Raw genomic sequence first — 20622 nt, 5'->3', positions numbered from 1 at the left:
CGCCGTTTAAACGTAGGTGGAACACGGCAACCATAAACCGCCCGAACAGGAAGTCGACGGCAGTTGGCGGGTAATCGTCCACAAAATCCGTGGAATCCGAAAAATCCGTCTAAATCCGTGATTTATCTTTGCCTTATGCTTTCCACCGACAACCTCGCCGCCCGCATCGACCATACGCTACTGAAGCCCGAGGCTACGCGGGCGCAGATTGAGTGGCTGTGCGCCGAGGCGCGCGAGGCGCAGTTTGCCAGCGTGTGCGTGCCGCCGCATTACGTGAGCGTGGCCGCCGCGGCGTTGCAGGGCTCCGGCGTGAAGGTGTGCACGGTCATCGGCTTTCCGCTGGGCTACGCTACCTCCGCCGCCAAGCTGGCCGAAGCCGAGGACGCGCTGCGCAACGGCGCCGAAGAGCTGGATATGGTGATGAACAATGCCGCCTTCAAGTCGGGGGAGTACACCGTGGTGGAGCAGGATATCCGGCAGCTGTCGGCGCTTTGCCATGCTTCTGGGGCCATCCTGAAAGTCATCATCGAAACGGCGCTGCTCACGCCCGACGAAATCCGGCAGGCCTGCGACCTGTGCGCGGCCGCCGGTGCCGACTTCGTGAAAACCTCAACGGGCTTCGCCAGCCGCGGCGCTTCGGTGGAGGACATCCGGCTGATGCGTAGCCACCTGCCCGAGCACATCCGTATTAAAGCCTCCGGTGGTATCCGGACCCACGCGCAGGCCGTGGCTCTGGTAGAAGCCGGAGCCGACCGCCTTGGGGCCTCCGCCGGCCTCGCCCTGCTTACGCCTGCCGCTGACGACGCCTCCACCCATGAACCGACTGCTTACTAACGTGCCCGTGCTGTTTGTCTCGCTGACCTTAGCTGCCTGCGCCGCCTCGGGGCCGGCCGCGCCATCGGCTAGCACCACCGCGCCCGATACTACCCGGCCGGCCACGGCCACTGCGGCCGCCAAAAAAGGCCAACCGGCGGAGGACCTGAGCAAGTACCGGCCGAAGTTTACCGTGCCCGCGCCCAAGGCGGCCCCCCCCAAAACCTTCGTAACGCCCACGGCTTCGGTCAATGCCCTCATCGACCAGCGGCTGCGCGACCAGGCCTACACCAACCAGAACGTGAAGTACACCTCGGGCTTCCGCATCCTGGCTTACGTGGGTCTGGAGCGTGACCAAGCCATGAGCATCCGCCGCTCCGTCATCAGCCGCTACCCGGAGGAAACGGACTACGTAGTGTTCAAGCAGCCGATTTACCGCCTGTTCATCGGCGACTACTCCAACCGCCTGGATGCCGAGCGGGCTATGCTGCGCATCAAGCCGCTGGCGCCTAAGGCCGAGCTGCAGCCGGCGCAGGTGCTCATCAACAAAACGCGCTTCTAGCCCCGTGCCGCTGATTCGCCAGCTGCAGTGGGACGAACTGGACCTGCTGCAGGGCCTCGAAGCCATTCCGGTGGAAGACGACAACGGCGGCACGCACTACCGCGTGCGCCACGACGGCCTGCTGCTACTCGTCTCACTCTGGCCTTACCTGGGCGTGGTGGACGTGACGCTGGTGCAGTCGGTCACCGAGGCCGTGCTGCTGGACCTGACGGTGGCCGTGCGTGGCCGCATCCGCTACAACAACGACAAGCGCGGCGAGTACCTGGAGTTTGCCGACTGCGTGCTGGTCAGCCGCGTGGCCCTGACCGAGGAGCAGGCCGAAGCCGCTTTCAGCCCCAATCTGCTGGGGCGCACCATGCTGGTGGCCATGAAGCCGCACGTAAGCGTGCTGTTTGAGTAAGCTACGTGTTTTGGACTTTTAGCTTTGGGTCATATTGAGCTTGTCGAAGTATGACCTGCACAAGGCATTTGCAGCATCAGTTCAAAAAGGCTCTTCGAATTAATGCTAGTTGGTAATTTCATTAACAGGATTGACCTTTCTTGCCTCAGCGCACATGTTACTTATGATTTGACACTATGCTTTTAGCCTTAATTGGACTTGCTTTCGGAGTTGTGATGAGTTCTATTCTCGGAGCGGCGGTCATTGTTGTTCACCCCAGGTGGAAGCTTACCTCAACTAATATCACCTTGTTTGTCGTCGGCTCTTTCCCGGCGGCAATATGCTCGTCTCTCATCTATACCTGGATTTTCGCCGATGAAAACCGGCGCCTGCATTCCTCAGCAGCGGTTATTGGTTATCTGGTAACGCTTTTAGTAGCTATCCTACTGGGTGGTACTTTGTCTACTTTCATTGGTCGGAAATTATTCAGCCCCTCTGAATAGAAGCTTGCTTTGAAACCAATGTAGCCGGCTAAGGCAAAAGCGTAACGTTGGCCCAGATAAGCCAAGCGGCTGGCTTCCCGGGGTGCAATGGTACCCCATGACGAGGCGGCGGAAGAAGGTCAGCAAAGGTGTGCTCGACTACTGTTGTTTCCGGCGGGCGCTAAGCCGCGTCGTGCCACTGAACTAATCTAGTGCGCCGCGGGCGTCGTACCTTGCGGCGTATGCAGCACTTGCTTTCCCGCATCCAGGAACTGGCCGCCGCCCAAGCCGAGCAGGTTGTGGGCCTGCGCCACCACTTGCACGCTCACCCCGAGCTGTCGTTCAAGGAATTCGAAACCGCGAAGTACGTGGCGGCCGAGCTGCACCAGCTCGGCCTCGACCCGCAGCCCATTGCCACTACCGGCCTTGTGGCCCTCATCGAAGGGCGTAACCCCGGCAAGCGCACCGTGGCCCTGCGCGCCGATATGGACGCGTTGCCCATTCAGGAGCAGAACGACGTGCCGTACCGCTCACAGAACCCCGGCGTGATGCACGCCTGCGGCCACGACGTGCACACCTCGTCCCTGCTCGGCGTAGCACGCATTCTGGTGCAGCTGCGCGACGAATTCGAGGGCACCGTGAAGCTGATGTTTCAGCCCGGCGAGGAGCTGGTGCCCGGCGGGGCGTCCATCATGATCAAGGAAGGCGTGCTCGACAATCCCGCGCCCCAGACGGTGCTGGGTCAGCACGTGTTTCCGCAGCTACCGGCCGGCAAGGTGGGCATCCACTCGGGCCGCTACATGGCCTCGGCCGACGAGCTATACCTCACCGTGCGCGGAAAGGGCGGCCACGGCGCCATGCCTGACCTGAACATCGACACCGTGCTGGTGGCGGCCAACCTGATTGTGGCCGCCCAGCAACTGGTAAGCCGCCGCGCCAACCCCAAGATTCCCTCGGTGCTGTCCTTCGGCAAAGTCATTGCCAACGGCGCTACCAACGTCATTCCGAACGAGGTGTACATCGAGGGTACTTTCCGCACCATGGATGAGCAGTGGCGCGAGCAGGCCCACGTGCACCTGCGCCAGCTCTGCGAAGGACTGGCCGCTGCTATGGGCGCCACCTGCGAGCTGGAAATCCGCCGCGGCTACCCCTGCCTCGACAACGACCCGACCGTAACCGCCCGCGTGCGCGCCGCCATGGTCGATTACCTCGGCGCCGACAACGTGGTCGACATTGACCAGTGGATGGCCTCCGAAGACTTTGCTTTCTTCTCCCAGGCCGCCCCGAGCTGCTTTTACCGCCTCGGTACCCGCGCCCTCGACGGCCGCTACGCCTCCTCCGTACACACGCCTACCTTCGACGTGGAGGCCCACGCCCTGACGGTGGGGCCGGGCCTGATGGTCTGGCTGGCACTGCAGGAACTGGCCACCGGCACCGAATAAATAGCCTATCTAAGCCGCTACCTATGATAAACCGAGTATTCCGCGGATTGCTGACGAGTACCCTGCTGGGGCTGCTGACTACCTATGCGGCTCAGGGCCAACGCAAGCTGTCCAATGGCTTAGAGTTGCGCACGGAGGCGCAGCTGGAATACGTGCGTCCCGACGGCGACTTTTGGTGGGGAAGCCTGCACGCCGACCACCGCCTGCAGGATTATGCCGAGTCGTTTGCCCTCAATTGGGGACAAGTGGGCTACGAGCATTTCTGGTCCCAGCACTGGAGCGGCGGCGCCAATGCCCGCCTGTATGTGGTAGAGGAGCTGAACGGTGGCGACATAAGCCGGCTGCGCGCCTACTTCCGGCCCGAATTGCTGCTGCGCCACCGTAGTCAGGTGCTCGGGCTTACCTTCGGGCAGCGCCTGAGTGCGGAGTACCTGTTTCAGGAGGAGCGTAACCTGGGTACGGCCCGCTTGCGCCTGGATCTGGAGCGCGTTATTCCCGTAGGGGAGCGGCTGAAGCTGCGCCCGCGCGTAGCCTACGAGGCCGCGGCCAACATCCGGCTGCAGCCGCCCGACGATGCTCCGGAAGAGCGCACCCTCGAGCAGGGCATCTGGCGCGCCGAAGTGGGCGTACGCCTGTCCGACCACTTTGACCTGACGCCCTACGTCGCCCGCCAATCGGACTACCGGTTTTTCCTGTTCCAGTTTGATGCCGACGGCAACGTGACGTCCGGCGGCCGCACCAACGTGCGTACGCCGGTAATCGGGGTGGATTTGCGCTTTACGCTCTTTAAGAATCAACTGCCTGCGGAATGGCTGCCGTTGCCAACGCAGCACTAATCGGCGGGCTGAGAAGCTACCCAAATTGATCCTAATGTCCGGCTGGGCATTGTCGCTGCACCTTTCAGTTCAACGGAACTGGATAGGATGCTGCGACAACGCCCAGCCGGACATTAGGATCTTATGTAAGCATCATTATTCGCCTAAACGACTTGATGATGACAGGCAATTGTTGAGTGTTGTAGTGCTTTTAATGTTATTTTGTCAGTTGTTATTTGGTGGCTTAAACACTGCTGTAGGGCTTTAATGTGAGCTTTTGACAGAAGGCATGAATTGATTTAAGCAGTTGTTTAATTGATTTGTGTCATTATGTCTTATTCTGGTGATTGGTACGAAATTGATAATAGGGTAGTCGTCCCGCTGAATGCAGGACCTCCTCTGAAATCGAAACCAACCAAACGTAATAACATCATGGCAACCTTGTTCAACACCCTGCCGGCCCGCCGCGCTGTACGTCCCTTCGACGCTGTGTTCAACCAGTTGTTTAACGATACCCTGCCCGGCTTCACGGCCGCTAATACCGGCTTCCTGCCCGCCGCCGACGTGCTCGAAACCGCCAACGGCTTTGAGTTGCAACTGACGCTGCCGGGCGTGCTCAAAGATGCGCTGACCATCGATGTGCACGAAGGCACTCTCACCGTGAGCGGCGAGCGGAAAGCCCCCGTCATGGAAGGCGAAAACGCCGTGAAAGTGCGCCGTGCTGAGTCTAGCTACGGCACGTTCTCGCGCAAATTCCGCCTGCCCGACAACGTTAACCACAACGCCATCGAGGCCAACCTCACCGACGGGGTGTTGCGCCTGACGCTCCCCTTCGACACCGAGAAGACGGCCAAGCGCTTGATCGAAGTGCGCTAGCTGTCAGTCCGGACTGCAAAAAAGGCACCTCTATGTGGTGCCTTTTTTGTTGGCGCGCGTGTTGCTATACTAGCCGTGCGATGCAACGGTATATGGCCAAGTGGGTATCTAGCGTTAAAGCCCGCGTTGGTTCATTGCACCTTCACGAAAGACTTCGTACTTTAACCTCGGTCTCACACCTCTTTTCTCCTTTATCATACCCATGCAAGCCAAACAAATGATGCTCGGCCTCCTTGGCTCCGCCGTACTGGGCGGGAGCGTGGCCGTGGGAGGGTACAAGCTGCTGGAACCCGCGCGCACCGATGCGCCGCAGGCCGTGGCCGCCGACCCCAACGTGCGTTACACCAGCGCGCTGCGTAACTCTACTTACAACGTGCCTGAGGGCTTGAACTTCGTGGCCGCCGCATCGGCCGTGACGCCGGCCGTAGTGCACGTAATGACCGAATACGCGCCGAAAATGGCGCAGAACGACCAGATTCGCATGGACCCGTTCTTACGCCAGTTCTTCGGCGACGACTTCGATGGCGGCATGCGCCGGCAGCAGTCGGGGCCGCAGGTAGGCTCGGGCTCGGGGGTGATTATCGCCGCCAACGGCTACATCGTCACCAACAACCACGTTATCGACAAGGCCGACAAGATTGAGGTCGTGCTCGACGACAAGCGCAAGTACTCCGCGACGCTGGTGGGCGCCGACCCCACCACCGACCTGGCCCTGCTGAAGGTCAATGCCGACAACCTGCCCTACGTGCGTTACGGCAACTCCGACAACGTGAAAGTAGGGGAGTGGGTACTGGCCGTGGGCAACCCCTTCAACCTGAACTCGACCGTTACGGCCGGCATCATTTCCGCCAAGGGGCGTAATATCAACATCTTGGCCCGCGAGGACCGCATGGGTATTGAGTCGTTTCTGCAGACCGACGCGGTGGTGAACCCCGGCAACTCGGGCGGTGCCCTGGTGAACCTGAACGGGGACCTGATCGGCATCAACTCGGCCATTGCTTCGCACACGGGCTCGTTTGAAGGCTACTCGTTTGCGGTGCCCTCCTCCATCGTGAGCAAGGTAATCGACGACCTGCTGAAGTATAAAGTAGTGCAGCGCGCCCTGCTGGGCGTGAACATCCGCGAAGTGGACGCCACACTGGCCTCGGAGAAGAAGCTCAAGACGCTGGATGGCGTGTACGTGGTGGGCATGGGCAAAACCAGCGCCGCCGCCGAAGCCGGCCTGAAGGAAGGCGACATCATCACCGAAATCAACGGGGTGAAGGTGAACACCTCCTCGCAGCTGCAGGAGCAGGTGGCCCGCTTCCGCCCCGGCGACAAGATTAAGGTGAGCTACCTGCGCGGCGACGACCGCCGCACGGCCAGCGCTACGCTGCGTAACGCCTCGGGTACTACCGATATTGTGCGCGAGGAAACGGCCGCGGCCATCGAGTACGAAGGCGCCAAGTTTGCGCCGCTGAGCCGGCAGGAAATGAACAAGCTGGACCTCGACGGCGGCGCCAAAATCAGCGACGTGCGCAGCTCCAACTTCCGCGAAACCGGCATCGGCGACGGGTTCATCATCACCCGCATCGACAAGAACAAGGTGAGCAAGCCCCAGGACGTGAAGCGTTACCTGGAGGCCGCCAAGCAAAGCCAGGGCGCGCTGGTAGAAGGCGTGTACCCCGACGGCCGCAAGGCGTACTACCCCATCGGGCAGGCCGACTAATTGGACTAGCTCTGCGCAAGCAAAAGCCCCCGCTGTTCAGCGGGGGCTTTTTTGTTGATGGCGAAGCCGCTGTTTGCTAGCCTCAATAAGCTGGCAAAGGGCGCTGCGGGAATGGTTTCCGGCAACGTTGCCGACAACGTTTGCACAAATAAAGAATAGGAAGGAAGCCAGAAGCGGAGCGGGAACCGCCTAACATCGTGGACGTTCGGCTTATTGTGCGCTGCCGGCAGGGGGTAGCCCTCTGACCGGCAAGCACATTGCCGAAAGGATTCCCACCCAACTGCTTACCCCTTTATGGCCTCTTTTTACCTGGCTCGCGTTGCCCGGCATGGCGCTCTGGCAGCATCCTTTCTGTTGCTGACCGCCGGTGCCCAGGCACAGTTGATTTCGTTTCCCGGTGCCGAAGGTGCCGGCCGGTTTACTTCCGGGGGCCGCGGCACGGCCACCACGCCTACCACGGTATTTGAAGTCACCGACCTCAACGACGACGGCCAGCCCGGCTCCCTGCGTTACGCCCTGACCACGGCCGCTGCGTACCGCACGGTGGTGTTTCGGGTGTCCGGTACCATTCACTTGACTTCCGAGCTGCGCATCACGCGGGCCAATACCACCATTGCCGGCCAGACGGCGCCCGGCGACGGTATCTGCCTGGCTGATTTCCCGGTTACCGTCAGCGCCGACAACGTCATCATTCGCTTCATCCGCTGCCGCCTGGGCGACAAAAACCAGGACAAAGGCAAGGTGAACGGCAGCGGCGACGGCGACGCCTTCGGCGGGCTGGGCCGCAAAAACATCATGGTGGACCACTGCACGATGAGCTGGTCGTCGGACGAGGCGTGCACAGTGTACCGCGGCGACAGCACCACGCTGCAGTGGAACATCATCAGCGAGCCGCTGGACTACTCCTACCACTTCGAAACGGGCGACTCCGACTACGAGCGGCACGCCTACGGCGGCATCTGGGGTGGGCGCACGGCTTCGTTTCATCACAATCTGCTGGCCCACATGCGCGGCCGCATGCCCCGCTTCGACGGCAGCCGCAACCTCTCGCCCAACACCGCCGGCCAGGAAAACGCCGACTTCCGCAACAACGTCGTCTACAACTGGGCCAGCTACAACGTGAACGGCGGCGAGGGCGGCAATTACAACATCGTCAACAACTACTACAAGTACGGCCCGAACACGGGCACGGGCTCGTCGGGCGGGGTGCCGGTGCGCGCCGAAGTGCTGACGCCCTACAAGCAAAATTCCTCGCCGGTGCTGCCCTACGGCAAGTTTTACCTCGCCGGCAACTACGTGGAAAGCTCGCCTGCCGTGACCAACCGCAACTGGCTGGGCGTGGTGATGAATGGCGGCACCCGGGCCGACACGGCCGTAGCCAAAGTGACGGCGCCCTTCCCGCTGCCCGCTATCAACACCCAGAGCGCGCAGGATGCCTACACCGCCGTGCTACAGCGCGCCGGCTGCGTGCTTCCCACGCGTGATGCGCTGGACCAGCGCATCGTGCAGGACGTGATAAACCGCACCGGCAGCCTCATCGACGTGCAGGGCGGCTACGCGCACGGCACGCCCTACAGCACCTCGCAGGCCGCCTGGCCGGTGCTGAACTCACTGCCCGCGCCCACCGACACCGACCACGACGGCATGCCCGACACCTGGGAAACGGCTCGTGGCCTGGACCCTAACAACGCTGCTGACCGCGCCACCCGCGGGTCCTCGGGCTACACCGCGCTGGAAGAGTACCTCAACAGCCTGACCAGCGCCGTGGTGCTGGCCGCTACGCCCGCCGCCACGCCCGCCGTGGCCGCGCTACAGGCTTACCCGAACCCAACCTCCGATCAGCTGACGCTGGTGCACCCGGCAGCGCAGCGCGGCGCCCTGGTGCAGGTGTACAACTCCCTGGGCCAGGTGGTGCACACCGTGGCCGTAACGCCCGGCACCGTGGAAACGCAGCTCTCGACGGCTACGCTGGCACCGGGCAGCTACCTGCTGCGCTACGCCGACGGGGCCACGCACTTGACCACGCGCATCGGGCGGCAGTAATTCACTGCCGCCCTCTTTACTCTGCTTCCGCTTTCCCACTACTCATTCCCACTCTATGCCCCACTTGTTTACCCCCCGAGCCTGGCTCACCCTTTGTTGTCTGATGCTGCTGAGCTTGCTCGGCGGCCGCGCCTTCGCCTACGATGCGGTGGTGGCCAAAGACGGCAGCGGCAACTTTACCACGGTGCAGGCTGCCATCAACGCGGCGCCTTCTGGGCGCACCGCGACCTACACCATCTTCATCAAGAACGGCCGCTACAAGGAGAAAATCTCCGTGCCCAGCTCCAAGCCCTTCCTGCAACTCGTAGGGGAGAGCGTGGCCAACACCATTCTGACCTACGACGACGGCGCTAGCACGCCGGCGCAGGGCGGCGGCACGCTGGGCACGCAGAACTCGGCCAGCTTCAGCATCAGCGCCGACGACTTTTCGGCCCTGAACATCACCTTCGAAAACTCCTTCGGCGACGGCTCGCAGGCCGTGGCGGTGCTGGTGAATGCCGACCGCGCAGCGTTTAAGAACTGCCGCTTCCTGGGCAACCAGGATACGGTGTACACCAAGGGCAACGGTACGCCGCGCCACTACTTCAAGGACTGCTACATCGACGGCAACGTCGACTTCATCTTCGGCTCGTCGGTGGCCTTGTTTGAGAACTGCGTGGTGTACGCCAAGGCGCGTACCAGCACCGGCAGCTCGTTTATCACCGCCGCCAACACGCCCGCAGGCCAGACTTTCGGCTACGTGTTCAAGAAAACCAAGCTGCCGGCCAATACCGGCGGCACGCAGTATTTCCTGGGCCGGCCCTGGCAAAACTCCACCGGCTCCTCGCCGCTGGCGGCCAACAAAACCGTGTTCATCAGCAGCACGGTGGGCGCGGGGCTGCTGCAGCCGGCCGGATGGACAACCTGGGACGCGGGCACCAACACCAGCCTGATTACCTACGCCGAATTCCAGAGCAAATACTTCAGCGGCAACCTGATGCCCACCACGCAGCGCGTGAGCTGGTCGCGGCAGCTGGCGGCGGCCGATACGGTGGCGTATTCGCGCACCAACCTCTTCGGCACCTGGGACCCCTGCGCCGTGGCCACGGGCTTCTGCACCACGACCACGCCGGACATTGCCGTATCGAACTTCCGCGCCGTGAAGGGCGCTTCGCAGAGCAGCATCAGCTGGAACATCAGCTGGGCCATGGAGCAGATCAAGTACGAGCTGTTCCGCTCCTCGGATAACACAACTTTCAGCAAAGTCTACGAGACGACGGCTGCCACCGACTCGCTCGTCAACTTCCAGACCACCGACGCGCTGCCGGCCGCCGGCACGGCGTATTACTACTACCTGCGTGCCTCCAAAAACGGCCTGACCACGCACACCACCGAAACTATTCAGGTATCGAGCGTGCCCACCGTTACGGCTCCGGCCAGCCTGGGGGCATTTGCCCAGTATCAGGTGGGGGCTTCGGCCGTGCAGACCTACACGTTGTCGGGCGTGAACCTGACCGACAACGTGACCGTGACGCCGCCCGCGGGCTACGAAGTATCGGCCAACAACGGCACGAACTGGTACACCAGCGCCGCCCCGCTGGTGCTGACGCCGGCCAACAACACGCTGGGCGCTACCACCATCAGCGTGCGGCTGAATGCCGCCGCCGTCGGGACCTACTCCGGTGATATCACCCACACCAGCGCTGGCGCTACCGCCGTAGCAGTAACTGTGACGGGCACCAAGACCAATGCCATGCAGGTGGTGACGGCGCCGCTGCAGTGGTGGCCCTTCAAGCTGTCGGCCCAGGACAGCGCCGCCGTGCGCGCGGCGGGCGTAGTGCCCAGCACCACCTTGTTGCACCGTCTGGCCGTATCGGATGCTTCCACGGTAGCGGCCATCCGCGGCTACTCCAGCAAGTTCGGGCAGGCCTCGGCCCCGATTGCGGCCGGCTCCTGGTCGACGGCGGCCACGCCGGCGGCCCCGGTAACGGTGGGCGCCAGCCTCGACCGCCGCTTCTACGAGCAGTTTACCATCACGGCCGCGGCCGGGCGCACGCTGCGCCTCGATACGCTGCAGATGACGGCCGCCTTCTACAACTCTTCCAACGGCCGCATGGCGCTGGTGACCTCGCTCACGGGCTTCACCACGGCTGACTCCACCAACATTCCCACGGGCGGCAAAGTCGGTTCGGCTTCTCTGCCGGCCGCCAACTACGGCGCCTTCAATGCGCCCGTCATTCTGAACAACCAGACCGGCGGACCCACCACGGTGTACCGTTTCCCGTTGAGCACCGGCACCAGCGGCCTCACCCTGACCGCAGGCCAAACGCTGACGGTACGCGTGTACTTCGGTGCGGGCACCAGCAGCCCGGGCCGCTACGCCCTGCTCAAGGACGTGATGTTCAAGGGCGAGGACGTAACGCCGGTGGCCTGCAACGCTGCCTTCAGCTACGCGCCCGCCGCGTTCTGTCAATCAGGCACCAACCCCACGCCCACGGTAACGGGCACCACGGGCGGTACCTTCGCCTCGACCACGGGCCTGACTCTGGATGCCACCACGGGCGCCATCAACCTGGCCGCCTCGACGCCCGGCACCTACACCGTGACCTACACCGCCGGTGCTACCTGCAGCAGCACGGCCACGGTGACCATCACGGCCCCCGCTACGGCCGGCTTGAGCTACCCCAGTGCCAGCTACTGCACCTCGCAGATTACCGCTGTGGCACCGGTCATGGCGTCGGGCGCCAGCACCGGCATGTTCTCCTCGACTTCGGGCCTGGTCATCAACGCGCTGACCGGCATCATCTCGCCGAGCCTGAGCACGCCGGGCACTTACACCGTGACGAATACGGTAGCGGCCAGCGGCGCGTGCGCGGCCGTTACGGGCACGTTTACCGTAACCATCACGGCGCCGGCTACGGCTGGTTTCAGCTACCCGGCCACTGCCTCTTACTGCGCGGGCACCACCGGCACGGTAACGCCTGCGCTGACTACGGGTGCCACGGCTGGTGCCTTCTCCTCGACCACAGGATTGACCATTGACGCTGCTACGGGTGCCATCAACCTGAGCACTTCCACCGCTGGTACCTACACCGTGACCAACACGGTGGCCGCCAGCGGCGCGTGCGCCGCCGTGACGAGCACCGCCACGGTAACGATTAACCCAACACCGGTACGGCCGACGGTGAGCGTAGCCTATACCACGCCCGGCGTGGTAGTCGTGACCAGCTCGTCGGCTACGGGTAATCAGTGGTACCTGAATGGTACGGCCATCAGCGGCGCTACGGGCCAGACCTACACGGCCAACGGCAACACGCAACCCGGCGCCTACACCGTAGTGGTGACGGGCGCTGGCGGCTGCGCCTCGCAGGCGTCGGTTACGCTGACGGTGACGGCCACCAGCAAGCCGCTGGCCAGCTCCTCGCTGACGGTGTACCCCAACCCCACGCCCGATGGCCAGCTCACGCTGGAGCTGAGCGGCTACCACAAAGCCGTGGAGCTGACCGTGCTCAACGCCGTGGGCCAGGTGGTAGCGCGCCGCACTGTGGCAGCGGGCACCACGCGGCAGGCGCTTGATCTGCGCCAGCTGCCCGCCGGCGTGTACGTGCTGCGCGCCGTTACGGAGGGCGGCACCGACACGCGCCGCATCGTGCGCCAGTAAAAGGCTTCGGCCGATTGGGCTTACCCAAAACCCGCTCCGTTGGCTTGGCCAGCGGGGCGGGTTTTGTATTTACGGCCTGGGCACCGGCTGCGCGGCGGCACGCGCCCACTCACCTAATTCGCTAGCTTTGCCATCCGGCAAGTGCCTTGCTTTCATCCCCCAATACTCCCACCCATGAAACTAGCCATCGAAGAAGCTACCGCCACCGGCACCGACGTACAGGACCACGACCATCACGGCATCCGTGAGGTGCTGCGCGAGCTGGGCATTCAGGACACCAACGCGGCCTACAGCACCGGTTTGCAGTGGGGCGGCGCTGATAACGGGCAGGTACGCCGCATCTCGTCGCCTACCGACGGCAAGCTCATTGCTCAGGTGCGCATGGCCACGGCCCAGGACTACGAGCAGGTAGTCATCACGGCGCAGGAGGCCTTCAAAACCTGGCGCCTGGTGCCCGCGCCCAAGCGCGGCGAAATCGTGCGCCAGATCGGCAACAAGCTGCGCGAGTACAAGGAGCCGCTGGGCAAGCTGGTGAGCTACGAAATGGGCAAAATCCTGCAGGAAGGTCTGGGCGAAGTGCAGGAAATGATTGACATCTGCGACTTTGCCGTGGGCCTCTCGCGCCAGTTGCACGGCCTGACGATGCACTCCGAGCGTCCGGCGCACCGCATGTACGAGCAGTACCACCCGCTGGGGTTGGTAGGCATCATTTCGGCCTTCAACTTCCCCGTGGCCGTGTGGAGCTGGAACGCCATGCTCGCGGCCGTGTGCGGCGACGTGAGCATCTGGAAGCCCTCGGAGAAAACCCCGCTGGTGGCCGTAGCCGTGCAGCACATCATCAAGGACGTGCTGCGCGAAAACGAGCTGCCCGAAGGCGTGTTCAACGTCATCGTGGGCGACGCGGAAATCGGTGGGCTGATGGCCGCCGATGAGCGCGTGGCGCTGGTATCGGCCACGGGCTCCACGCGCATGGGCAAGAAAGTAGGCGCCGTGGTGGGGGCCCGCCTCGGCAAGGCCCTGCTGGAGCTGGGCGGCAACAACGCCATCATCATCACTCCCCACGCCGACCTCGACATGGCCATCCGCGCCGTGCTCTTCGGGGCCGTGGGCACCGCGGGCCAGCGCTGCACCACCACGCGCCGCCTCATCGTGCACGAAGATGTGTACGAGGACGTGAAGCAGCGCTTGCTTTCGGCCTACCCCAAGCTGCCGGTTGGTCACCCGCTGCAGGAGGGCAACCTCGTCGGCCCGCTCATCGACACCGACGCCGTGCAGGGCTTCACCAAGGCGCTGGAAGCCGTGCAGCAGGAAGGCGGCACGCTGCTCACCGGCGGTGAGGTGCTCAGCGGTCCGGGCTACGAAACGGGCACCTACGTGCAGCCCGCCCTGGTAGAGGCTCGGAATGACTACCACACCGTGCAGGAAGAAACCTTCGCGCCCATCCTGTACCTGATTAAGTACTCGGGCACGGTCGACAATGCCATTGAGCTGCAAAACGGCGTGCGCCAGGGCCTGTCCTCGGCCATCTTCTCGCTGAACATGCGCGAGACGGAAGCCTTCCTCTCGCAGACCGGCTCCGACTGCGGCATTGCCAACGTGAACATCGGCACCTCGGGCGCCGAAATCGGCGGGGCCTTCGGCGGTGAAAAGGAAACCGGTGGCGGCCGCGAATCCGGCTCTGATGCCTGGAAAGTGTACATGCGCCGGCAAACCAACACCATGAACTACGGCACCGCGCTGCCGCTGGCGCAAGGCATCAAATTCGATATCTAAGCCGGGCCGATGCCTAAGCAAAACGCCCCGCGGCTACTAGCTGCGGGGCGTTTTCTTATTTCTTAATCTTGATGTCGCCGTGGCCTTTCAGGAAAAGCGTTTTGCTGTCGTCGTACAGGATGTAGTACATGCGGTACAGCGTGCCGGATTTGAACTTGCCGTCGCTGAAGTCGAGGCGGAGCATTAGGGGCCGGTCGGTTTGCAGCTCGAAGTTTGAAGAGGAGAGGACCTGGTACTTTTTATCAACAACGGCCAGGCGGCCGTGCAGCGAGTACACCGGCGGCAGCGGTAACACCGGCGGCAGGGGAACGGACACGCTCTGGATGGTAAAAGCCCCGACGCTTGCGCAGGCATTGGGGTAGAAGCTAAGGGTGCCCACACCGCCCTGCTGGCCTTGGCTCAAATCTACGCCGCTATCCTTGAACAGCTCTTTTTCCTCCTTCTTCCAGTCTTTGTCACTGGTCCAGTCGGAGTTATCCACCGCGCCGGTGCTTTGGTTGGACGAGTCCTTCTCGGTGTAGCCCTCGTCGGGGCCAAAGTCGATTTTGTTGCAGCTACTCAGGCCTGCGCCCAGGAGCATTGCCATCAGCGTAGCCGCGCGAAATACACGGTTCATGTCTAGGATAGTTAGGCCGGGTAGGCAATGAAATAATAGTTCTTGCCCTGCTCGAACTGCTGCACGAACTCCTGACGGGTAAACGGCGCCTCCTGACGCAGCCAGCGCTTCATCAGCGATACGCGCAGGCCGGCCTTCTCCGTCAGCAGGTCGTACACCTGCTCGGGGCGGGTGCCGTAGCAGTCGGCGGCGCCCAGGCCGTGCTCGAAGATGACAACTGGCCGCGTGCGGCGCAGCGTTTCCACGGCGCCTTCCAGTACCTGCAGCTCGGCGCCTTCCACGTCGATTTTAATCAGATCCACGCGCTGGGTGTCGGCAATGACGCGGTCCATCAAATCGGTCTGCACCTCGATGGTGGTGTCCTGCTCGTCGGGCTTGTCGTAGGTGCGCTTCTGCAGGCCGCTGTAGGCGGGGTTGCTGATGACGTAGTTGAAAGTAGCCGTGCCGGTAGCGTTGCTCAGCGCTACATTCAGGATCTGGGCCTTGCCCGTGTCGGCGTAGCGACGCTTCAACTCGGCGTATAGGTCGGGGAGGGGCTCAAAGCCGAAATGACGCCCTTGCGGAGCCGCGGCCAGCATCAGGTCCAGCACCTCGCCCTTGTGGCAGCCGATGTCGATGCACGTCGACTCGGGGCGGCACACGCGCTTAATCACGGCGCGGGTCTGCTCGTCGTACTGCTGATTCTTGGTAAAGGCGATGGGCAGACGCTTGATAATGGCTTTGAGCACTTCTTTCATGGCCGGGCGGCAGGGGGCAAAAGCAAAACGGCTCTAAAGTTGGTAAAAAGCCGCCGCTTCTGCGGTGTTGGCCTGCCGTGCAACCCTGCTATAAGGGCCCGGGTCTTTGAGGTGCTAATGGTCAGAGGAGTAGAAAATCTGCCGCCGATGTCTGAACTTTATCCGCCCCCCTCCACCGTTAGTGATTCGCTGACCTCTCCAACTGCTGCGCCTATGGAAGCCGTTGCTTACGTTGATATCAATGCTCCGCTGGTGGAGCGCTGCCGCCTCGGCGACCGGCGCGCCCAGGCCGAGATTTACAAGCGCTACGCCAAAGCCATGTTCAACGCCTCGCTGCGCATCACCGGCGACTACGCCGAGGCCGAAGACGTGCTCCAGGAGTCGTTCTTGAGCGCCTTCCGCGAACTGCACACCTACAAGGGCGACTCCTCGTTCGGCTCGTGGCTCAAGCGCATCGTCATCAACAAGAGCATCAATTGCCTGCGCAACCGCCGCCTGCAGCTGGTGCCCCTGGCCGAGCAGCACGACGGCGCCGCCTCGGAAGACGCCGTAACCCCCGGCGAGCAGGACGACGTACAGTGGCGGGCCGACGTGCTGCGCCGCTGCATTCAGGAGCTGCCCGACGGCTACCGCCTCGTGCTGACCCTGTACCTGCTCGAAGGCTACGACCACGGCGAAATAGCCACCATCCTCGGCATCACCGAATCCACCTCCAAGTCGCAGTACAGCCGGGCCCGCAAAAAGCTATTGGAGCTGGCCCACGAGCAAGGACTGTAATTACCGAATTTCATCAGTAGCGGCCCCTTGGCAGCGCCCCACCCAATCAGCGCTCCGGCCGCGGGAAGCCCCGTGCGAAAGATCATGACTGTTATGAAACCCAACTCCGGACTTGAGGCCTTTGTCGAGCGCCACCGCGCCGACTTCGACGCCTTCGAGCCGCGCCCCGACCTCTGGGACGCCATCGAAGCCCGCCTGGATGCGCCGGCCGACGAGGACGAGACGCCCACCCACGTCTTGCCGCTGAACCCGGTTGTTGCACCCGCCTCCACTACTATTGTTCCCGAAGGCAGCGCCCCCGCCACCTCCATTTTCGGCTGGCAGCGCTACGCCGCGGCCGCTGCGGTAGCCCTGCTGCTGGTAGCCGGCGGCTACGGCCTGCGCCGTGCCGACCAAACCGCCGCTTCGGCGCCGGTGGCCGCCACGGAACTCTCCACCGCGCTGCAGCAGCAGCCCGCAGCCGTAGCCGATATGCTCGGCTCGCCCGACGCCATGCCCGTATCGAGCAACGCGGCGGCCCGCCGCCTGGCCGGGGCCGTGCGCCGTATGGAGGCCTACTACGCCTCGCAAATCGTGGAAAAACAGCACGAACTGAAGCAGGTGGACGCCGCCGCGGTTCCCGGCACCATGCCCAAGGCCGCCGACTGGAAGCAGGAACTGGTAGCCCTGGACTCCACCTACCGGCAGCTGCGCACCGAGCTGTACCAGAACCCCGATCCGGACGCCGTGCTCGATGCCATGAACCGCAACCTGCAAATCCGCCTGGATATTCTGAATCAGCAGCTGCGCACCCGCGAGCAGATCCGGCAGTACCACGACGACGCCTACACGCTCGCCGAAGACAAGTAACCCTTGCTTTTCCCACCCGCTATGTCTTCCCCTATTCGTCACCTGATGCACGGCGCGCTGACGCTGTCAGCGCTGCTGGCTGCTGCAGTGGGTCCGGCCGCGGCCCAGCGCCGCGTCGCCCAGCCGGCCGGTAGGTACGCGCAGCCTTGCCCCGAGGCCGACTATTACTGGGACCAGACCACCGATCCGCGCTTCCAGCAACAGCAGCAGGACGGGCAGCAGACCACCGCCCAACCCGAGCCAAGCAGCAGTACGCTGGCGGCGGAAAAGACGCGCCGGATTACCCGCTCCTTCAAAGCAGCCAACGGCCGCCCGCTCACGGTGGACACGCGCTACGGCCGCGTGCAGATCAACACCTGGAGCCGCCGTGAAATCAAAGCCGAGGTGGACATCGTGGCCCGCGCCGACGAGGACGGCAAGGCCCAGCAACTGCTGGACATGATCCAGGTGCTGCTGCAGGAGCAACCGGCCCCCGAGGGCGGCGTACTGATGCAGACCAAGCTAGGCCAGATGCCGCGGGAGTGCTGGGGCCGCCAGCGTCTCTACGAAATCAACTACACCATCTGGATGCCGGCCAATACGCCGCTGAAGGTGAAAAATTCCTTCGGGGACGTGAGCGTGACCGGCGACCTGGCCGGCGCCGCCGACCTGAGCGTGTGCTACGGTAGCCTGCGCACCGGCCGCTTGGAAGGCCCGCGCAACAGCGTGCGCATCAACAACGGGGCCGCCGCCGTGCAGTATGCCCGGCAGGCCACCATCGAGGCCAACCATTCACGCCTGCGCCTGGAAGAAGGCCAGACGGTGGATTTGCGCAACAACGGTTCCGACATCGACCTGGGTACGGTGCAGAGCCTGGCCGTGGCCAGCAAGTACGGCGACGTGAACGTGGGCACCGTGTACACCCTGCAAGGCTCCACCGGCTACTCGCGCTTCAGCATCGATAAAGTGGCCGAGCAGCTCGACATGAAGGTGCAATACTGCCCCGCCTTCGAGGTGCGCACCACCGGCCCGAACTTCCGCCGCATCAACCTCGACGGCGGGTACAGCACCATCCTGCTGAATTTCCCCGACAACGCGGGCTTCAACTTCGACGTGAACTCAGCCAACGGCAAGCTGCTGATTGATAAGCGGCTGGTGAAGGTGCGCAGCGAGGAAAGCAGCCCTTCGCTTACCGAAATGCAGGGCCAATACGGAGCGGTGCAGGCCCGACCGGCCGGCAACGTGAACATCAAAACCCGTTACAGCAGCGTGAGCTTCAACCGCTAACGCTACCCATACGATTTTGCCGGACCGAGCATCGCTGCAACGATGGGGAGGACCGGAGTGAAGGGAAAAAGCCGGCTGCAACCGGCTTTTTCTGGTTTTGGAGCAGGTAGCAGCGGCTATCTTTGGCCCATGCGTTTTTTGTTACTGGCCGCTGCGTTGTTAGTTGCGGGCGCCGCCCGGGCCCAATCGTCTTCCATGAGTACCCCGCCTGTAGTGCCCTCCGTCGCCGTTCAGCCCTCGCGCATGCACACGCTCACGCTACGCCTGAAGCCGGGCCAGGACCTGCGGCAGCAGCTCATCGCCGTGGTGCAGGCCCAGCACTTACGCGCCGCGGCCGTGCTCACCTGCGTCGGCAGCCTCACGCAGCTAACGCTGCGCCTAGCCAATCAGGAAGGACCGACCGTGTACCGCGGCCACTTCGAAATCGTGTCGCTGGTGGGTACGCTGGCCGAAAGCGGTAGCCACCTGCACCTGTCCGTGGCCGATTCCACCGGGCGTACCATTGGCGGCCACCTGCTCGATGGCAACCTGGTGTACACCACGGCCGAAATAGTGCTGGGCGTGTTGGAAGATGTAGAGTTTCGGCGCGAAGAAGACCCCACGTTTGGCTACCGCGAATTGACCGTGTACCCGGCGGTGCCGCAGAAGCCTGCAGCCCGGCGCAAGCCCGGTAAGTAGCCTCAGGCCCGCAGCCAGCGCGTCATTTGCGGAAAGCTCTCGGCAGTCGTCAGGCCCATCCACACCAGCAGCGGCAAGCCTGGATACACGCCGCTTGCGTAAGAGCCCGTCAGCCATTCGCTGTGCCCGTGGTAGCCCTCGGAGTGAAATACCACGGTGGCGGGCAGGCCAATAGCCAGGATGGCGGCGTAGCTCCAGAGTTGCGCAGCAATTTCGTCGCCTTGCGCCTCGCTCTCGGTGCGGTAATGCGCGATGTTGCTGCCCAAACCGGCCCGCTCGGCCGCGGGCACCACAGCCAGGTGGCCAGCCTCGTGCAGAATGTCGCCAGGATAGCGCAGCCGGCGACGGTCGACCACCAACTGGCCCTGCTCAATCAGTAGGCCCGGCAAAAAGGTATCAGCGGGGGTAGGAGCTTCGCGTACCTCCAGGCCCGTGCCGCGCACGAAAGCAATCAGCTGATCTACCAGCGCTGTATCAACCGCCGCGGATTTGGAGCGAAACAAGGAAAACATCGGCAAGGAACTAAGGAACAGCAGCTCCACGAAAGGTAACGCAAAATGCGGAACGCGGGAATAAGGTAGTCGGCATGCCGACTATTTCCGCTACTTTAGGCCGCCTCATCCTTCCTGCGCTACTGCCATGTCCCAACCCGCCGCCAACGCCCCCGCCGATACTCCGCAGCTGGCCGCTTTCCGGCGCCGTCTGCTCGATCCGCTTAAGCAGCGGGTGTTCCTGCTGAGCCAGTTGCCGGCAGCCGGTCTGGCCGGCGTGCGCGTGCAGCAGCTTTCGTTTGGCGCGGCCACGGTTACGGTTCCGTTTAAGTTTCTCACTAAGAATCCCTTCCGCAGCATCTACTTCGCCTGCCAGAGCATGGCCGCCGAAATGGCTTCCGGCGTGCTGGCCATGATGCACACCAGCACCGGCGCGCCCGTGTCCATGCTGGTTGTGGGTATGGAGGCCTCGTTTCACAAGAAAGCCGTGACGCGCGTAGCCTTCGAGTGCACCGACGGTGAGGTCATTGCGCAGGCCATTGCCGAAAGCCGGGCCACCGGCGAGGGCCGCACCGTACGCGCCACCAGCACCGGCCGCGACGCCAGCGGCGATGTGGTGGCCGTGTTTCACATCACGTGGTCGTTTCGGGCTAAAAACCGGGCCTAGCGGCAAAG

The 20622-nt window shown here is 63.2% G+C and carries 20 protein-coding genes; 16 read left to right on the top strand and 4 right to left on the bottom strand.

Annotated elements, in window-relative coordinates; all coding sequences use genetic code 11:
• Positions 1-135 precede the first annotated feature (135 nt).
• From deoC to B0919_RS15250, 8 genes are all read left to right on the top strand, one after another.
• Positions 136-834 carry a deoxyribose-phosphate aldolase gene (gene deoC / locus B0919_RS15280; protein WP_078013153.1) on the top strand — a complete coding sequence of 233 codons (699 nt, stop codon included), beginning with the start codon at positions 136-138 and terminating at the stop codon, positions 832-834.
• Complete coding sequence (locus B0919_RS15275) at positions 815-1375, top strand: sporulation protein (protein ID WP_139362160.1); 561 nt, start codon at positions 815-817, stop codon at positions 1373-1375. The genes deoC and B0919_RS15275 overlap by 20 nt, the downstream gene beginning before the upstream one ends.
• A 4-nt stretch (positions 1376-1379) precedes the next feature.
• The gene (locus tag B0919_RS15270; protein ID WP_078013151.1) at positions 1380-1775 is read left to right on the top strand and encodes a hypothetical protein; all 396 of its coding nucleotides are present in this window, start codon (positions 1380-1382) and stop codon (positions 1773-1775) included.
• Positions 1776-1951: 176 nt separating this feature from the next.
• A complete protein-coding gene (locus B0919_RS24800) occupies positions 1952-2257 on the top strand; it encodes a hypothetical protein (protein WP_139362159.1) in 306 nt (101 codons plus the stop codon).
• A 221-nt stretch (positions 2258-2478) separates the two neighbouring features.
• A complete protein-coding gene (locus tag B0919_RS15265) occupies positions 2479-3678 on the top strand; it encodes a M20 family metallopeptidase (RefSeq protein WP_078013150.1) in 1200 nt (399 codons plus the stop codon).
• 23 nt (positions 3679-3701) lie between these two features.
• On the top strand, positions 3702-4514 hold the full coding sequence (locus tag B0919_RS15260; protein WP_139362158.1) for a hypothetical protein: 813 nt from the start codon (positions 3702-3704) through the stop codon (positions 4512-4514).
• A 411-nt stretch (positions 4515-4925) separates the two neighbouring features.
• Positions 4926-5369: an Hsp20/alpha crystallin family protein gene (locus B0919_RS15255; protein ID WP_176133066.1), complete on the top strand. Its 444-nt coding sequence runs from the start codon at positions 4926-4928 to the stop codon at positions 5367-5369.
• Between the two features lie 202 nt (positions 5370-5571).
• Positions 5572-7077, top strand: coding sequence for a Do family serine endopeptidase (locus B0919_RS15250; protein WP_254846591.1), 1506 nt, complete (start codon positions 5572-5574; stop codon positions 7075-7077).
• Between the two features lie 5 nt (positions 7078-7082).
• Here the strand turns inward: B0919_RS15250 and B0919_RS25315 are convergent, their stop codons facing one another.
• Entirely contained in the window at positions 7083-7223 is a 141-nt protein-coding gene (locus B0919_RS25315; protein ID WP_176133065.1) for a hypothetical protein, read from the bottom strand.
• Between the two features lie 148 nt (positions 7224-7371).
• Between B0919_RS25315 and B0919_RS15245 the strand changes: the two genes are divergently transcribed.
• From B0919_RS15245 to B0919_RS15235, 3 genes are all read left to right on the top strand, one after another.
• The gene (locus B0919_RS15245; RefSeq protein ID WP_078013147.1) at positions 7372-9120 is read left to right on the top strand and encodes a T9SS type A sorting domain-containing protein; all 1749 of its coding nucleotides are present in this window, start codon (positions 7372-7374) and stop codon (positions 9118-9120) included.
• 55 nt (positions 9121-9175) lie between these two features.
• A complete protein-coding gene (locus tag B0919_RS15240) occupies positions 9176-12760 on the top strand; it encodes a pectinesterase family protein (RefSeq protein WP_078013146.1) in 3585 nt (1194 codons plus the stop codon).
• A 174-nt stretch (positions 12761-12934) separates the two neighbouring features.
• Positions 12935-14533 carry an aldehyde dehydrogenase family protein gene (locus tag B0919_RS15235; protein ID WP_078013145.1) on the top strand — a complete coding sequence of 533 codons (1599 nt, stop codon included), beginning with the start codon at positions 12935-12937 and terminating at the stop codon, positions 14531-14533.
• A gap of 55 nt (positions 14534-14588) precedes the next feature.
• On the opposite strand, the gene B0919_RS15230 is transcribed toward B0919_RS15235, so the two are convergent.
• Positions 14589-15149 (bottom strand): hypothetical protein, encoded by a 561-nt coding sequence (locus B0919_RS15230; protein ID WP_078013144.1) that lies wholly within the window; start codon positions 15147-15149, stop codon positions 14589-14591.
• A gap of 11 nt (positions 15150-15160) precedes the next feature.
• On the bottom strand, positions 15161-15886 hold the full coding sequence (locus tag B0919_RS15225; RefSeq protein WP_078013143.1) for an FkbM family methyltransferase: 726 nt from the start codon (positions 15884-15886) through the stop codon (positions 15161-15163).
• A gap of 213 nt (positions 15887-16099) precedes the next feature.
• Between B0919_RS15225 and B0919_RS15220 the strand changes: the two genes are divergently transcribed.
• The 4 genes from B0919_RS15220 to B0919_RS15205 all read left to right on the top strand — a co-directional run bounded on the left by B0919_RS15220 (position 16100) and on the right by B0919_RS15205 (position 19456).
• Complete coding sequence (locus tag B0919_RS15220) at positions 16100-16663, top strand: RNA polymerase sigma factor (protein WP_078013142.1); 564 nt, start codon at positions 16100-16102, stop codon at positions 16661-16663.
• A gap of 93 nt (positions 16664-16756) precedes the next feature.
• Positions 16757-17512 (top strand): hypothetical protein, encoded by a 756-nt coding sequence (locus tag B0919_RS15215; RefSeq protein WP_078013141.1) that lies wholly within the window; start codon positions 16757-16759, stop codon positions 17510-17512.
• Positions 17513-17533: 21 nt separating this feature from the next.
• Positions 17534-18778 carry a hypothetical protein gene (locus B0919_RS15210; RefSeq protein WP_139362157.1) on the top strand — a complete coding sequence of 415 codons (1245 nt, stop codon included), beginning with the start codon at positions 17534-17536 and terminating at the stop codon, positions 18776-18778.
• 195 nt (positions 18779-18973) lie between these two features.
• Positions 18974-19456 (top strand): PPC domain-containing DNA-binding protein, encoded by a 483-nt coding sequence (locus B0919_RS15205; RefSeq protein ID WP_254846590.1) that lies wholly within the window; start codon positions 18974-18976, stop codon positions 19454-19456.
• Between the two features lie 2 nt (positions 19457-19458).
• Here B0919_RS15205 and B0919_RS15200 read toward each other — a convergent pair whose 3' ends face one another.
• Positions 19459-19968, bottom strand: coding sequence for a hypothetical protein (locus B0919_RS15200; RefSeq protein WP_078013138.1), 510 nt, complete (start codon positions 19966-19968; stop codon positions 19459-19461).
• 127 nt (positions 19969-20095) lie between these two features.
• Between B0919_RS15200 and B0919_RS15195 the strand changes: the two genes are divergently transcribed.
• Positions 20096-20614, top strand: a complete 519-nt coding sequence (locus B0919_RS15195; protein WP_078013137.1) for a DUF4442 domain-containing protein — start codon at positions 20096-20098, stop codon at positions 20612-20614.
• The last annotated feature ends 8 nt before the right edge of the window (positions 20615-20622 follow it).

Source organism: Hymenobacter sp. CRA2 (assembly GCF_002007105.1).
In the GTDB taxonomy this organism is placed as follows: Bacteria; Bacteroidota; Bacteroidia; order Cytophagales; family Hymenobacteraceae; genus Solirubrum.
This window is presented reverse-complemented; position numbering and strand designations above follow the sequence as displayed.

Excerpts from the sequence above, each read along its gene's own strand:
- B0919_RS15240 (WP_078013146.1), top strand. The coding sequence starts at position 9,176 with ATGCCCCACTTGTTTACCCCCCGAGCCTGGCTCACCCTTTGTTGTCTG.
- B0919_RS15235 (WP_078013145.1), top strand. The coding sequence starts at position 12,935 with ATGAAACTAGCCATCGAAGAAGCTACCGCCACCGGCACCGACGTACAG.
- B0919_RS15215 (WP_078013141.1), top strand. The coding sequence starts at position 16,757 with ATGAAACCCAACTCCGGACTTGAGGCCTTTGTCGAGCGCCACCGCGCC.
- B0919_RS15250 (WP_254846591.1), top strand. The coding sequence starts at position 5,572 with ATGCAAGCCAAACAAATGATGCTCGGCCTCCTTGGCTCCGCCGTACTG.
- B0919_RS24800 (WP_139362159.1), top strand. The coding sequence starts at position 1,952 with ATGCTTTTAGCCTTAATTGGACTTGCTTTCGGAGTTGTGATGAGTTCT.
- B0919_RS15230 (WP_078013144.1), bottom strand. The coding sequence starts at position 15,149 with ATGAACCGTGTATTTCGCGCGGCTACGCTGATGGCAATGCTCCTGGGC.
- deoC (WP_078013153.1), top strand. The coding sequence starts at position 136 with ATGCTTTCCACCGACAACCTCGCCGCCCGCATCGACCATACGCTACTG.
- B0919_RS15200 (WP_078013138.1), bottom strand. The coding sequence starts at position 19,968 with ATGTTTTCCTTGTTTCGCTCCAAATCCGCGGCGGTTGATACAGCGCTG.
- B0919_RS15225 (WP_078013143.1), bottom strand. The coding sequence starts at position 15,886 with ATGAAAGAAGTGCTCAAAGCCATTATCAAGCGTCTGCCCATCGCCTTT.
- B0919_RS15245 (WP_078013147.1), top strand. The coding sequence starts at position 7,372 with ATGGCCTCTTTTTACCTGGCTCGCGTTGCCCGGCATGGCGCTCTGGCA.
- B0919_RS15265 (WP_078013150.1), top strand. The coding sequence starts at position 2,479 with ATGCAGCACTTGCTTTCCCGCATCCAGGAACTGGCCGCCGCCCAAGCC.
- B0919_RS15260 (WP_139362158.1), top strand. The coding sequence starts at position 3,702 with ATGATAAACCGAGTATTCCGCGGATTGCTGACGAGTACCCTGCTGGGG.
- B0919_RS15275 (WP_139362160.1), top strand. The coding sequence starts at position 815 with ATGAACCGACTGCTTACTAACGTGCCCGTGCTGTTTGTCTCGCTGACC.
- B0919_RS15205 (WP_254846590.1), top strand. The coding sequence starts at position 18,974 with ATGAGTACCCCGCCTGTAGTGCCCTCCGTCGCCGTTCAGCCCTCGCGC.
- B0919_RS15220 (WP_078013142.1), top strand. The coding sequence starts at position 16,100 with ATGGAAGCCGTTGCTTACGTTGATATCAATGCTCCGCTGGTGGAGCGC.
- B0919_RS15255 (WP_176133066.1), top strand. The coding sequence starts at position 4,926 with ATGGCAACCTTGTTCAACACCCTGCCGGCCCGCCGCGCTGTACGTCCC.
- B0919_RS15195 (WP_078013137.1), top strand. The coding sequence starts at position 20,096 with ATGTCCCAACCCGCCGCCAACGCCCCCGCCGATACTCCGCAGCTGGCC.
- B0919_RS15210 (WP_139362157.1), top strand. The coding sequence starts at position 17,534 with ATGTCTTCCCCTATTCGTCACCTGATGCACGGCGCGCTGACGCTGTCA.